Consider the following 14,493-nt stretch of genomic DNA (forward strand, 5'->3'; position numbering starts at 1 on the left):
GCCCGACGTGTGGCCGGGTATCCGCCCGAAGACCGGCGGGCACCACTCCTCCGGCGCCGTGCGGGAGTCGCGGGGGTCGACGAAGGCCATGACCCGGTCGTACCGGGCAGAGGTGTCGAAGGGTTTGCGGGCGGGTGAGGCGCCGATGTTTCTCGTGCGGTGCTCTCGTGTATACGCACGCCCGGTCGACGATTCGATCGGGCGTGCGAACGCGGCGCCGGCGCAGACTGCACCGGGGCGCGCTACTTGACCGCGCCCGCCATCACACCGGACACGAACTGCCGCTGGAACGCGAAGAACACGGCGAGCGGAATCACCATCGACACGAACGCGCCGGGCGCCAGGACGTCGATGTTGTTGCCGAACTGCCGTACCTGCTGCTGCAGCGCCACGGTGATCGGCGGTGACTCGGAGTCCGCGAAGATCAGCGCGACCAGCATGTCGTTCCAGACCCAGAGGAACTGGAAGATCCCGAGCGAGGCGATCGCCGGCCCGCCGAGCGGCAGCACGACCCGCGTGAACAGCCTGATCTCGCCCGCCCCGTCCAGCCGGGCCGCCTCCAGCAACTCCCGCGGAATCTCCGCGAAGAAGTTCCGGAGGAGGAAGATCGCGAAGGGAAGGCCGAAGGCGACGTGGAAGATCACGACGCCGGCCGTCGTCTCGAAGATCCCGATCTCGCCGAAGAGCTTCGACACCGGGACGAGGGCGACCTGGACCGGGACGACGAGCAGTCCGACGACGACCAGGAACCACCAGTCACGGCCCGGGAAATCCATCCACGCGAAGGCGTATCCCGCGAGCGAGCCGATCACGACGACCAGGACCGTGGCCGGAACGGTGATCAGGACCGTGGAGAGCAGCGAATCGGTGATGGTGTCGTTCTCCAGCAGTCTGGAGTAGTTCTCGGTCGTGATCCGGGCGGGCTCGGTGAAGACCTCCCACCAGCCGCTCGCGTTGATGTCGGCGGGCGAGCGGAGCGAGGACAGCAGCAGCCCCACGGTCGGCATCAGCCAGAACAGCCCGACCAGGACGAGGAAGACCCGCATGGCCCCGCCGCCGGTACGGGCGGCGACACGGGCGGCGAGCGTCGGCTTCGCCTTCGCCCTTGCGGCGGAGTCGGTGCTCATCGGCGCGTCTCCCTTCGCATCCGCCGGATGTTGAAGAGCATCACCGGGATCACCAGCAGCAGGAGCAGCACCGCGATGGCGCTGCCCACGCCGAGATGGGCGTCGGTGCCGAACGACGAGCGGTAGAGCTGGAGTGCCAGCACGTTCGCGTCGTCCTGGGCCGAGCCGGGCGCGATGATGAAGACCAGGTCGAAGATCTTCAGGACGTTGATCATCAGCGTGACCAGGACGACCGCGAGGACCGGCGCGAGCAGCGGGACGGTCACTCTGCGGAAGACCTGCCACTCGTTGGCCCCGTCCACCCGGGCCGCCTCCAGCAGCTCGCGCGGCACGGCCGCCAGCCCCGCGGCGATCAGCACCATCGCGAAGCCCGCCCACATCCAGATGTACGAGCCGATGATCGCCGGGGTCACGAGCGACGGGCCGAGCCAATTCACTCCGTTGTACGGCTCGCGGAAGTTGCTCTCCGGCAGCCGGAGTCGCGCTCCTTCCGCCTCCGCGGGGAGCGAGAACGTACCGTCGGCGGCCGCCGTGGCGGTGGCGACGACCTTGCCGTCCCTGACCGCCTCGACCTTGATGCCCTTGAGGCCCAGCTCCTTGGCGTCGACGGTGTTGGGCTTCCCGCCGCCGCCCCGGGTGAAGTCCAGCCAGGCCGTGCCGGTGATCCTGCCGGGCTCGGTCGCGGGGGCCTTCGCGGGCTTCGCATCGTCGGGCATCTTTCCGGGAGCCACCCCGACGAGGGGCAGCTGGACGGCCGTGCCCGCCGTGACCGGCTCCTTGGTGATGAACGCCCCGCCGCCCGCCGCCTCGAGCGGATGGGCGGGCAGCGGATGCGCCTTCGGGAAACCGGCCGATTCGGCGAAGGTGTCGTGCACGCCGACCCAGATCGCGTTGGCGACGCCGCGCTCCGGGTCCTGCTCGTACACCAGCCGGAAGATGATGCCCGCGGCCAGCATCGAGATCGCCATGGGCATGAAGACGATGAGCTTGAACGCCGTGCCCCAGCGGACCCGCTCGGTGAGCACGGCGAAGATCAGACCGAGGGCGGTCGCGAGGGCCGGGGCGACGACCACCCAGATCGCGTTGTTCTTGACGGCCGTGAGGATGGTGTCGTCGGTGAAGATCTCGACGTAGTTGTCGAGCCCGGCGAAGGCGCTGCCGGACTTGTCGAAGAAGGACCGGTAGAGGGAGTACCCGATCGGGTAGACCACGAGCGCGCCGAGCAGCACAAGCGCGGGCAGCAGAAAGCCGGCGGCGACGAGCCTGCGGGTGCCGGTCACGCTCGTGCGCTTGCGCACGCCGCCGGTGGCGGAGGGCGCGGGGCCCTCCGCCGCTTCGGAGGACGTGCCGTTGGAGGCTCGGTCGGACGCTCCGGGGGCCGTCATCGCCGCGTCAGCTCTTGTACGCCTTGGCCGCGTCGGCCTCCAGCCGCGCCTGCGTGCCCGCGATGTCCTTCGGGTTCTTGAGGAAGTCCTGGAGCGCCTTCCACTCGCCCTTGCCGGGCGTGCCGCCGAACGACTGCGGCATCTGGTCCGACATGTCGAAGCGGAAGTCGTCGCCCGCGGCGATCAGCGCTTTCGCGATGTCGCGCTGGACGTCGTTCGGATACGCGGCCACGTCCAGGGACTTGTTGGGGGAGATGAAGCCGCCGGACCCGGCCCAGATCTTCGCCGCGTCGGGCGACGCCAGGAACGTCAGCAGCGCCTGCGCGCCCTTGGAGTCCTTCAGCGCGACGGCCGCGTCGCCGCCGGTGACCACCGGGGGCTCGGCGCCGACCGCCGGGAACGGGAACACCTTCGCGTCCGTACCGACCTCGGCCTCGGTCTGGGCGATGTTGACGGTGACGAAGTCGCCCTCGAAGACCATCGCGCCCTTGGGCTGGTCGCCGCCGGTGAAGGTCTGGGTGACGGACTTGGGGAATTCGGTCTGCAGGGCACCGTCCGCACCGCCCGCGATCAGGGCGGGCTTGCCGAACAGTTCGGCGAGGGTCGTCAGCGCCTGCTTGACGGAGGGATCGGTCCACTTGATCTCGTGCTTGGCCAGCTGGTCGTACTTCTCCGGACCCGCCTGGGAGAGATAGACGTTCTCGAACCAGTCGGTGAGCGTCCAGCCGTCCGCGCCGCCGACCGAGACCGGGGTGACGCCGGACGCCGAGATCGTCTCGGCCGTCGTCAGGAAGTCCTTCCAGGTCTTGGGCTCGGTGGCGCCGGCGTTCTCGAAGACCGCGTTGTTGTACCAGATGAGGGACTTGTTGGCGGCCTTGAAATAGACGCCGTACGGCGTGCCGTCGACGGAGCCGAGGTCCTGCCAGCCCTTGGTGTAGTTCTTGGCGAGCTCGGCCTTGGCCTCCGGGCCGAGGGGCTTGGCCCACTTCTGCGCCACGGCCTGCTGGATCGCACCGACCTGCGGCAGCATCGCCACATCGGGCGGGCTGCCGCCGGCGATCTTCGTACCGAGGAAGTTGACGATCGGGTCCTGCGCCGGGACGAACGTGACGGTGGCGCCGGTGCGCTTCTCGAACTCCTTGAGGACCTTGGTGAAGTTCTCCTGCTCGGGGCCCGTCCAGACCGCGGCGACCTCGATCTTCTCGCCGTTCAGCTTGGGCAGCTGGACGGTGGGGGCCGAATCGCTGCCGCCGGTGCTGACCGGCGTGCTTCCGCCGCCGTCCTTGTCACTGCCGCAGCCGGTGAGTGCGACGAGGGCGCCTATGGCGACGAGCCCCGCGGCGGCCCTAGTGCGAGTGGTACGAGTCGTACGTGCTGTCCGCATCACTGCCCCGTCTCTCGTGCACCTTCGGAGGGCACAGCCGACCGTGACGCAGGCGGCACCGCTCCCGTCCCGTGGGGTCAGGTCTACGCCTGGGGCGGAGGCGAGGCAATACCGCCTCCGCTGCCAACTGGGTGATCTTGATGGCCTCGTGACGTGTCGTCAGGGCCTGCCGGGGGTCTGGTGCCCGCCGTGGCGGGGTTGGGGACGGGATCCTGAGAGCGGGGCCAGGGGCGGGACGGGATCAGGGGCGGGCCGGGCTGAGGGGCGGCAGGGGAGTGGCGTCGACCGAGCGGGCCGCGCGGTCGAGGGCGCTGGCGAGGAGGGCCAGGTCCGTGGGCCCGTTGCCCAGTTCGCGGACCGGGCGGCGGGTCGGCGGATCGCCCATCCGCTCCCACTCCAGCTCCACGACTGTGGGCCGCTGTGTCGCCGTACGCGGGATACGGCCCGTCACCCGGCCTGCCTGGAACGGCGTCACGCGCCCGCTCGGATGCCCGAGGCGCCCGCGCCCGGGGGCCGGGTCCTCCGGTCCCGTGGACGTGGGCGGGGCGTCGAGCACCACGCGCAGCCGGGCATGGTGGGCCAGCTCCGTGTCCGCGGTGCGGTCGGGCCGGGCGGACGTCGCGACCAGATGGACGCCGAGCTGCTCGCCGTCCCTGGCGACGGCCTCCAGGGCCCGTACGACGGAACCTGCCGCGGGGCGGCCGGGGCTGCCGAGCGCCGGGGCGACCAGGGCGTCGTAGTCGTCGACGAGGACGACGAGCCGGGGGAGCGGGCGCCGTGCGTCGACGGTCGTACGCGCACCGGCCGGACGGAGCCGGAGCGTGCCGCCGGCCGGCGCTTCGATGTCGCCGCGGGAGTCTCCGGACAACTCTCCGTGGGAGGCGCCGCGCGCGTCGGCACGGCCATCCGTGCGCGTGTCCGTGCGCGTGTCCGTACGTGCATCCGCGCGTGATTCGGCCGGGCTGGGCGAACGCTGGCCGACGAGCAGTTCGGAGACCTCGCGCCGCGTGTGCCATTCCGAGAAGCTCTCCCCGCCCAGCAGCTCGGCCCGACGCTTCAGCTCCGCCCCGAGTGCCTGCGCGAACTCGCGCATCCGGACCGGATCCGATGCGACCAGATGCTCGGTGACATGCGGAAGTTCCGTACAGGCCGCGAGCCCCTCGCCCCGCTCGCCGCCCGCACCGTCGACGAGCAGCAACCCGAGCCGGTCCGGTCGCCCGGCGGAGGCGAGCGATGCGGCGACGGCGCGGAGCAGTTCCGTACGACCGCTGCCCGCCGGGCCCTCGATGAGCAGATGCGGGCCGTCGGCCGTGAGATCGACGGAGACCGGGCCGCGCGGACCGGCGCCCAGCACCGCCGTACCGTCCGGGGCCGAAGCCCAACGGGTCATCAGCGACGCGGGCGTGGCCCTGGCCAGTCCCAACTCGTCGAGCAGCCGTGCCGACTGCGGCAGCGGCGCGGTCGCCGCCCGGCCGTTGGCGCGGCCCGTCCCGGCACCGGCCGGGGCGCCGTCCGCGTCCGCCGGGCGCAGCGGCGCCAGCGATCGGGCGAACCGCTCGGCCCACGCCGCGGAGACCGCGTCCACCGCGCCGACCGTGCCGTGCCCGGCGGGCCGCCCCGACGCCGTACGCAGCAGCCGCAGCGCCGTCGCCACATCGCCGCTCAGCAGCGCGACCGCCCCGCACTCCCGGAACGCGAGCGATGCCGCACACGCCTCCTCGTACGTCGCCGCGACGGGTGAGAGCGGTGAGGCCGCCGGGGTCTCGGCCAGGCAGACGACATGGATGCCCCCTGCGGCGCCCGCCCCGGCCAGCCGGGCGGTGGCCTCGCGGAGCGCCGCGGAACCGGGGTCGCCGTCCAGGATCATCACGGTCCGCGGACCCGTGTGGCGCGCAGCGGCGTCCTCGATCATGCGTCGGCCGGAGCTCGGCCAGCCCGGTCCGAGCGGGCCCTCGTCCAGCCGCCGGGTCAGCTCGGCGGCCCGGGCGGTGGCCTGGTCCCGGTCGTAGGCGACGAGCAGCCGGCAGTCCTGCCCGTGGGTGGGCCGCAGATGCGGCAGCCAGCCGAGCCAGCTCCAGTCGCGCCTGCGCTCCTCCAGCGACCTGGCGCGGTCCGTGCTGATCAGCACGATCTCCAGATCGCCCGGCGGATGCAGCGCGGCGAGCTGCGCCACGACCGATCTGGCGAGTCCGGTGAGCCGCGAGCGGGGACCGGCGAGCCCGAGCGACCCGGCCTCGCGCAGTCCGACGGTGACGGGAACGGCGAGCGTGTCCGCGCGGTCCGCGGTACCGAGCCGAACCGCGAGCTCCTCGGGGTGCCCCGGCCCCCGCTCCCACAGCCGCGGCCCGGGCCCGAGGGCGGTGAGCAGCACGGTGGCGGGATCGGGCCACGTCTCGACGAGGGGAGCGGCGGCGACCGCCGCGTCCCCGCGCTCGCCCGTGTCCTCCGGTGCCGCGTCCCCGCGCGCCCCGGCCAGCCGCCGCGCCCAGGCCCCTATTCCGCGCTTGCGCGGCCCGCTCTCGCCTCGCGAGGGCGTCCCGCCACCGCGCGCCGGGCCGCTGCCACCACCGTCGTCCACGGCCGCCGCATCGCCGCCTGTCCCCTCGGCCGAAGGGCGGTGGCCCTGGTCGTACGCGACCGGCCCCCGCCCGGCGCCGTCGTGCGCGGCTTCGGTTCCGTGGCCGGCTTCGGTCCCGGGCGCATGCCCGCCCGGCGGCCGGGTGGCTCCGCCGTGCGTCACGTCGGATGCGTGTCCGGCCGGGATGCCTGGAAGGCGGCCGTCGGAACCCGCACCGTGGGTTCCACCGGCGCGGCCGCCGCTGTCTCCGGCCGCGCCGCCGAGGTCGTTCCACCCCGCGGCCGCCCCGTCGGAGGCTGCGGGGGCGGCAAGGCCACCGGGTGCCCCGCCCGCACTGCCACTCCGCGCCTGGGTGCCGTACGCCGCGCCGCGCGCCTCGCCCGTGCCCGCGCTGCCCCGCTGTGCGGGCACCGTGCCACCGGATGCCTGCCCGCGGGCCGTACCGTCCGCACGGGCCCACGACGGCGCCTGCCGCCCGCCCGGGGCCGTACGGCCGTGCTCGTGGCCGTACGGAGCGGCCTCCGGCCCTTCCTGCGCGTCCGGCACATCGCTGCGGGCGTGGTCCGGCGATCCTGCCGCACCCGCCGCGGAGGCATGGGCCCGGCCGACCCGCAGATGCCCCTCGCCGTCCGGGGTCGTCGTCAGCCGGGCAGGACCCGTCGGCGGGGCCAGGCACAGGGTGGACTCGCCGATGCGGAGAAGGGCACCCGGGAGCAGCCGGAGAGGGCGGGGGCCGACGGGGGTGCCGTCCAGCGTGGTGCCGTTCGTGGAGCCGAGGTCCGCGACGGTGACGCCGCCGTCGTCCGCGACGGTCACGGCGCAGTGGAGCCGCGAGACGTCCGGGTCGTCGAGGGGGACGTCCGCCTCGGCCGAGCGTCCGACGCGGATCTGGCCGCCGTGGAGCAGATGCACTCCGCCCGCGTCCGGCCCGGCGACCACATGGAGCCGGGCCTGGGCATGTGCCCCGGACTCTCCCTCCCGGTCGCCGTCCGCGGGGGCCTGGAGCGACAGCACCGCGCCGTCCACGAGCGGAGGCTCGCCCAGCGCGCACCGCTGGGCGTCGAGCCGCTCCTGGCCGGCGTACAGCACGACGGGCCCGGGCGCGTCCGGCCCGGACACGGCCGCGGCCAGTCCGGAGGCGACGGCCGCCAGTGCCGTACCGGCAGGGGCCGTGACGAGGACGTCGCACACGCGCGCAACGCCCTGCGTGGACTGGCCGCTGCGCGGCGCGAGGACGGTCAGCCGGATCTGCATCGCCGTCAGCGGTCCCTTCTGCGCGGGGTGCCCGGCAGGGGAGCCGCCCTGTGATTCCCCCCACCCGGCAGGTCGGCACGGCAGCGGGCCCCCGCCCCCACAACTCCGTGCTGGAGGCATCCTCGCACCTGCCACAGACAGCGCGCCCGCCCCCCACCCTCAAGTGATCTTGAATGGTCGGCTCTGGCCGCAAAAGTGCCTGGTTGGGATCGTCTCTGCCGTCCTCCGCACGGCCGTTCGGCAACCAACCGGCCACCGATGACGTCTTACCGGCCAATCCGGTGAGCACACCGGTGACCCGATCGGCGGCACTAGAGTGGGTCGGACACCCGGTCGGGGCCATATATGGACCGGGGACCACACCAGGGACCACCCGGGTCCGGTCCCCAGGACCACCCAGGACCACCAGAACCACGATCAGCAGGGAGCGCATGACGTGCGGCCGGTAGGCAGCAAGTACCTGCTCGAGGAACCGCTCGGCCGCGGTGCCACGGGCACCGTCTGGCGAGCCCGCCAGCGGGAGACCGCCGGAGCCGAGGCAGCGGTCCCCGGCCAGCCGGGTGAGACCGTCGCGATCAAGGTCCTCAAGGAGGAGCTCGCGAACGACGCGGATGTCGTGATGCGCTTCCTGCGCGAGCGCTCCGTCCTGCTCCGGCTCACGCACCCGAACATCGTCCGCACCCGCGACCTGGTCGTCGAGGGCGACCTCCTCGCCCTGGTGATGGACCTGGTCGACGGCCCGGACCTGCACCGCTACCTCCGGGACAGCGGCCCGTTCACCCCCGTGGCGGCCGCCCTGCTCACGGCCCAGATCGCGGACGCGCTGGCCGCCAGCCACGCCGACGGCGTCGTCCACCGCGACCTCAAGCCCGCCAACGTCCTGCTCGCCGAGCGCGGCGGCGAGATGCACCCGATGCTCACCGACTTCGGCATCGCACGCCTCGCCGACTCTCCGGGCCTGACCCGTACGCACGAGTTCGTCGGCACGCCCGCCTACGTCGCGCCGGAGTCCGCCGAAGGCCGCCCGCAGACCTCCGCCGTCGACATCTACGGCGCGGGGATCCTGCTGTACGAGCTGGTCACCGGCCGTCCCCCGTTCGCCGGCGGCACGGCCCTGGAAGTGCTCCAACGCCACCTCAGCGAGGAGCCCCGCCGCCCGACCACCGTTCCCGCCCCGCTGTGGACGGTCATAGAGCGCTGTCTGCGCAAGGAGCCGGGTGAGCGGCCGAGCGCCGAGAACCTCGCCCGAGGCCTGCGTACCGTCGCCGCCGGAATCGGCGTCCACTCCACGCCCGCCCGGATCGAGGCCGCGGAGGGCGTCGGCGCGCTGCTCGCGCCCGACCCGTCGCCCGCGACGGTTCCGGGCATGCCCGGAGCGGCCGATCCCACCCAGGTGCTGCCGGGCCACGCGTCCTCGTACGACCCGAACGCCGCGACCAGCGTGATGCAGCAGACCGGCGCCGCCGACCCGACCGCGGTCATGCCGCCCCTGCCGCCGCGCCCCGACGGCCTGCCGCAGCCCGGGCCCGAGGAGCCGCACCCTTGGCAGTCCCAGCTGCAGGCGGCCCGGGACCGCAACGAGCAGACCCAGGTCCAGTACCTGGACCCGAGCCAGGACCCGCTGCGCCGCCGGCCGCAGCGCCAGCCGGCCCCCGGGCCGCAGCAGCCGCCCCAGCGGCAGCAGCGTCCCCAGCCGCAGCCGCGACGGCAGCCTCAGCAGCAGTGGGCCCCGCCGCCCCCGCAGCAGCAGTACGCCCCGCAGCCTCAGAGGCAGCAGTACGCGCCCCCGCAGCCGCCGCCCCAGCAGCCCGCTCCGCGCCCGGCGCGCGAGCCGCGGCAGCGCAGCGCGAACCCGATGCGGATCCCGGGCCTGGGCTGCCTCAAGGGCTGCCTGTTCACGCTCCTGATCCTGGTCGGCGCGGGCTGGCTGGCCTGGGAGATGTTCCTGCAGGACTGGGTCGCCGAGGGGCAGAGCTACTGGGACGCCATTGGCGATGGGGTCTCGAACGTGACGAAGTTCGTCGAGGATCTGTTCGCCTCGGACCCGGGCACCGGTACCGACACCGGTACCGGGCAGTAGCGGTGATTGCCCGGCATCCGACGGGCGATCACCCTGTCGTCATGTCGACTTCTGCGGGGGAAATAGCCCCGCAGAAGTGACGGTTGGCGCCATCCGGGGCACGAGGTACCCCGACAGCCGCGTAGTTTGATGGGCAACGCCAGCCGCTGAGGGAGCAGTCTTGGCACGGAACATCGGCAGCCGGTACACCGCCCACCAGATCCTCGGGAGGGGCAGCGCGGGCACGGTATGGCTGGGCGAGGGCCCGGAGGGCCCCGTCGCCATCAAGCTGTTGCGCGAGGATCTCGCGTCGGACCAGGAGCTGGTCGGACGCTTCGTCCAGGAGCGCACGGCGCTTCTCGGGCTCGACCACCCCCATGTCGTCGGCGTCCGTGACCTGGTCGTGGACGGCACCGACCTCGCCCTCGTGATGGATCTCGTCCGCGGCACCGATCTGCGCACCCGCCTCGACCGCGAGCGCCGGCTCGCCCCCGAGGCCGCCGTCGCGATCATCGCCGACGTCGCCGAGGGCCTCGCCGCGGCCCACGCCGCAGGAGTCGTCCACCGCGACGTCAAGCCGGAGAACATCCTGCTCGACATGCAGGGCCCGCTCGGCCCCGGCGGAGCCCACCCCGCCCTGCTGACCGACTTCGGCGTCGCCAAGCTCATCGACACCCCGCGCCGCACCCGGGCCACCAAGATCATCGGTACGCCGGACTATCTCGCCCCGGAGATCGTCGAGGGCCTCCCGCCGCGCGCGGCCGTCGACATCTACGCCCTCGCGACGGTCCTGTACGAGCTGCTCGCGGGCTTCACCCCCTTCGGCGGCGGCCATCCGGGCGCCGTTCTGCGCCGCCATGTCACCGAGACCGTGGTCCCGCTGCCCGGCATCCCGGACGAGCTGTGGCAGCTCGTCGTCCAGTGCCTGGCCAAGGCGCCCGCGTCCCGCCTGCGCGCCTCCGAGCTCGCCGCGCGCCTGCACGACCTGCTGCCGCTGCTGGCGGGCATGCCCCCGCTGGACGTGGACGAGCCCGACACGGAGCCGCCGTCGGAGATCCACGAGGAGCCGGACCACGCCACCCTCCCCGCCGCACCCCGCAGGGCAGCCGTCCCCCTTGTCCCCGGATCGGCCACCGACTCCAACCGGGACACCCACACCTCCATGCGCGTTCCTGGCCCCGACGAGCTCGCGGGCGGCGCCCGCGGCACCGCCCGCGCCCCCCGCACTCCCGGCCAGCGCCGCCCCGGCTCGGCCCGCCACAAGGCGGGGGCCGTCCGCAGACGCCGCATCACGCTCGGTGTCGCGGGCCTGGTGCTGGTGGCCGCGGTCGGTGTCGGCGGCTGGCTGGCGACGAGCGGCGACGACGACGGCGTACCGCCCCAGGACTCCGAGCAGTCGGCACCCTCACAGCCCTAGGTCCTGTCCGGCGGGCCGGAACACCCCGGCCAGCCGTTACGCTGGACGCGTGGCAGTCGTCGATGTATCCGAAGAGCTGAAGTCCCTCTCCTCGACCATGGGGTCGATCGAGGCCGTCCTGGACCTCGACAAGCTGAGGGCAGACATCGCCGTGCTCGAGGAGCAGGCGGCGGCACCGTCGCTGTGGGACGACCCCGAGGCGGCACAGAAGATCACCAGCAAGCTCTCGCACCTGCAGGCCGAGGTCCGCAAGGCGGAGGCGCTGCGTGGGCGTATCGACGACCTCGAGGTGCTCTTCGAGCTCGCCGAGGACGAGGACGATCCGGACACCCGCGCCGAGGCCGAGGCCGAGCTGGAGTCGGTCCGCAAGGCGCTGGACGAGATGGAGGTCCGCACGCTCCTCTCCGGCGAGTACGACGAGCGCGAGGCACTGGTCAACATCCGCGCGGAGGCCGGCGGCGTCGACGCCGCCGACTTCGCCGAGCAGCTGCAGCGCATGTACCTCCGCTGGGCCGAGCGCCACGGCTACGGCACCGAGGTCTACGAGACGTCGTACGCGGAAGAGGCCGGCATCAAGTCGACCACCTTCGTCGTCAAGACGCCGTACGCCTACGGCACGCTCTCCGTCGAGCAGGGCACGCACCGCCTGGTCCGCATCTCCCCCTTCGACAACCAGGGCCGCCGCCAGACGTCCTTCGCGGGCGTCGAGATCCTCCCGGTCGTCGAGCAGTCCGACCACGTCGAGATCGACGAGTCCGAACTGCGCGTGGACGTCTACCGCGCCTCCGGCCCGGGCGGCCAGGGTGTCAACACGACCGACTCCGCGGTCCGTATCACCCACATCCCGACCGGCATCGTCGTCTCCTGCCAGAACGAGCGCTCCCAGATCCAGAACAAGGCGAGCGCGATGAACGTCCTCCAGGCGAAGCTCCTGGAGCGTCAGCGCCAGGAGGAGCGGGCCAGGATGGACGCCCTCAAGGGCGACGGCGGCAGCTCCTGGGGCAACCAGATGCGTTCGTACGTCCTCCACCCGTACCAGATGGTCAAGGACCTGCGTACGGAGTTCGAGGTCGGCAACCCGCAGGCGGTGCTGGACGGTGAGATCGACGGCTTCCTGGAGGCCGGAATTCGCTGGCGCAAGCAGCGGGAGAAGTAGACCGGACACGAGCAATGGCGCCGGGCCCTTCACGGGGTCCGGCGCCGTTGCGTGTCTACGGGGCGTGCCCGCCCGGCGCACACCTCGGACACACGCACAGCGGGAAGCGGCACCCCGGTTCGAGCGGGGGCGCCAGCCGGTCCGGCCGGTACGTCACTCTCGGTCCCCACGTACGCCCGCCGTCCCGTGACACCCGCAGGGTGATGACCGCACCCGTCTCGTCCCCGCTCGGCCTTTCCATGACCTACCCGGCCTCTCGCTCTGTGTGCTGATCCGATCACAGAGTGGGGCTGTGTCCATTACGCTCGGTAGGGGTCGAGGCGTGACAACGGCGTCCGCACGCAGGGGGAGTTGGGCATGGCGATCGAAGACAACCCGCAGTCCCGCGAGAAGTACGGCGAAGAGCTCAAACGGCGCCGCGAGGCGGCCGGGCTCACCCAGGAGGAGCTGAGCCAGCGCGCGATCATGTCGCGCACGCACATCGCGCACATCGAGGCGGGACGGCGCAGACCGGACGTCGAGGATGCGCGTCGGCTGGACCGAGTGCTGGACACGGGTGGGATCTTCGAGAGGTTCCTGCCGTCGCTGGGCGAGGGGCGGGTTGCGGAGCACTTCGCACAGGCGCTGGAGCTTGAGCGTCAGGCGACGGTGATCCGAGATTACGCCGCGAAGCTGGTGCCCGGCGTGCTGCAAACGGAGGCGTATGCGCGCGAGGTGCTGGGCTCGGGCTTCCCCCCAAGACCACCGAGGAGCGTGACAGGCTGCTCGTCACGCGCCTCGAACGCGCCCGCATCCTCGACGACTTCCACTCACCGGTGTTCTGGTCGCTGATGGACGAGGCGGTGCTGAGGCGTCCCATCCGCAGTCCGGCGATCATGTGCGAACAACTCCGGCACATCGTGGAGTTGGGTGAGAGCCACCGCATCCGCGTGCATGTGCTTCCCTTCTCGGCGGGATTCCACGCGCTGATCGAGGGCATCGTCACGCTTATGTGGTTCGACGACCTCCCGCCCGTCGCGTATGCGGAAGGCTTGAAGACGGGTCGGGTGCTCGAAGTCCCGTCCGTGGTGCGGGAGTGCCAAGCGGCATACGATCACGCCCTGGGGGACGCGCTCTCGCATCGCCAGTCCCTGGCACTGATCAGGTCCGTCGCAAAGGAATACGAGCATGCACAGCAGTGAGCACGTCGTCCCTGACGCCTCCGTCGTACCGATGTGGCGCAAGTCCAGCTACAGCGGCGGGACGAGCGGCGACTGCCTCGAAATGAGCGACGCCTGCACCGCCTGCGTCCCCGTCCGCGACAGTAAGAACCCCCACGGCCCCGCCCTCGTCTTCGGCCCGCCCGCCTGGACGGCCTTCCTCGGCGCACTCAAGGCAGAGCCACTCGGCCGTGTGTGAACGGCCTGCAGGGAAGATGTGTCTTCGCTGACGCAAGCGGAATATGTGGTGTCGGATCGCTTTGTCGACATGACAACTGCCCTCCGGGGGGCGGCAGTTCCGGGTTCACGTCACATTTGCGTGCCCGCACCTTGGTCAACTCTCCTTATTTCGGGCATTGCGCGCGCAACGACCTTGACGCGTTCACGGAAACTGGGGAGGGTGAGCGCGGCATGCGTATTTCTGGGGCGCGTGTGGGCGGGGGAAACGGAAGAACGACCCTCAGCGGATGCTGCCCCAAGACGCTGCACACTGACGATTTAGCTACTGGGGGTAGCAGCAGATGACCAAGAAGACGCGGGTTCGTGTGGCACGGATAGCCGCCGGTGCGGTGATCGCCGCCGGCGCGTCCCTGACCGCCGCGGGCGCCGCTCAGGCCGTCGGCATCGGCGTGAACGTTGGCGGCCTCAGCGCCGAGGTCGAGGCCGACCAGAATGGGCTGGACGTCGGCATCAACGCCGTCGAGGGCGGTGACAACAGCGGCGGCGACACCCTCGGCCAGATCTCGGGTGGTGCGGCGGCCGGTGACCCGACCAATGGTGGTGCGGCGGCGGGTGACCCGACGAACGGTGGTGCGGCGGCCGGTGACCCGACCAATGGTGGTGCGGCGGCCGGTGACCCGACCAATGGTGGTGCGGCGGCCGGTGACCCGACCAATGGTGGTGCGGCGGCCGGTGACCCGACCAATGGTGGTGC

8 protein-coding genes and 2 pseudogenes are annotated in these 14,493 nt (G+C 72.4%); 6 read left to right on the plus strand and 4 right to left on the minus strand.

Features of this window, described 5'->3' with window-relative positions:
• Positions 1 to 242 precede the first annotated feature (242 nt).
• From ABT078_RS28565 to ABT078_RS28580, 4 genes are all read right to left on the minus strand, one after another.
• On the minus strand, positions 243 to 1,127 hold the full coding sequence (locus ABT078_RS28565) for a carbohydrate ABC transporter permease (RefSeq protein ID WP_351232633.1): 885 nt from the start codon (positions 1,125 to 1,127) through the stop codon (positions 243 to 245).
• A complete protein-coding gene (locus ABT078_RS28570) occupies positions 1,124 to 2,512 on the minus strand; it encodes a carbohydrate ABC transporter permease (protein ID WP_351232635.1) in 1,389 nt (462 codons plus the stop codon). Before ABT078_RS28570 ends, ABT078_RS28565 begins: the two co-directional genes overlap by 4 nt.
• A 7-nt stretch (positions 2,513 to 2,519) precedes the next feature.
• Positions 2,520 to 3,896 (minus strand): ABC transporter substrate-binding protein, encoded by a 1,377-nt coding sequence (locus ABT078_RS28575; protein WP_351232637.1) that lies wholly within the window; start codon positions 3,894 to 3,896, stop codon positions 2,520 to 2,522.
• A gap of 241 nt (positions 3,897 to 4,137) precedes the next feature.
• Complete coding sequence (locus ABT078_RS28580) at positions 4,138 to 7,728, minus strand: FHA domain-containing protein (protein WP_351232639.1); 3,591 nt, start codon at positions 7,726 to 7,728, stop codon at positions 4,138 to 4,140.
• 436 nt (positions 7,729 to 8,164) lie between these two features.
• On the opposite strand from ABT078_RS28580, the gene ABT078_RS28585 reads away from it, so the two are divergent.
• From ABT078_RS28585 to ABT078_RS28610, 6 genes and pseudogenes are all read left to right on the plus strand, one after another.
• Positions 8,165 to 9,808 carry a serine/threonine-protein kinase gene (locus ABT078_RS28585; RefSeq protein ID WP_351232641.1) on the plus strand — a complete coding sequence of 548 codons (1,644 nt, stop codon included), beginning with the start codon at positions 8,165 to 8,167 and terminating at the stop codon, positions 9,806 to 9,808.
• Positions 9,809 to 9,968: 160 nt separating this feature from the next.
• Entirely contained in the window at positions 9,969 to 11,204 is a 1,236-nt protein-coding gene (locus ABT078_RS28590; RefSeq protein WP_351232643.1) for a serine/threonine-protein kinase, read from the plus strand.
• Positions 11,205 to 11,253: 49 nt separating this feature from the next.
• Positions 11,254 to 12,360 (plus strand): peptide chain release factor 2, encoded by a 1,107-nt coding sequence (prfB, locus tag ABT078_RS28595; RefSeq protein WP_351232645.1) that lies wholly within the window; start codon positions 11,254 to 11,256, stop codon positions 12,358 to 12,360.
• Between the two features lie 357 nt (positions 12,361 to 12,717).
• Positions 12,718 to 13,541: pseudogene (locus ABT078_RS28600) on the plus strand (helix-turn-helix domain-containing protein).
• Positions 13,528 to 13,758 carry a DUF397 domain-containing protein gene (locus ABT078_RS28605; RefSeq protein ID WP_351232647.1) on the plus strand — a complete coding sequence of 77 codons (231 nt, stop codon included), beginning with the start codon at positions 13,528 to 13,530 and terminating at the stop codon, positions 13,756 to 13,758. The pseudogene ABT078_RS28600 and the gene ABT078_RS28605 overlap by 14 nt, the downstream one beginning before the upstream one ends.
• A 322-nt stretch (positions 13,759 to 14,080) precedes the next feature.
• A pseudogene (locus tag ABT078_RS28610) lies at positions 14,081 to 14,493 on the plus strand (hypothetical protein); the annotation flags it as partial.

It is taken from the genome of Streptomyces sp. NPDC002133 (assembly GCF_040296405.1).
In the GTDB taxonomy this organism is placed as follows: domain Bacteria; phylum Actinomycetota; class Actinomycetes; order Streptomycetales; family Streptomycetaceae; genus Streptomyces.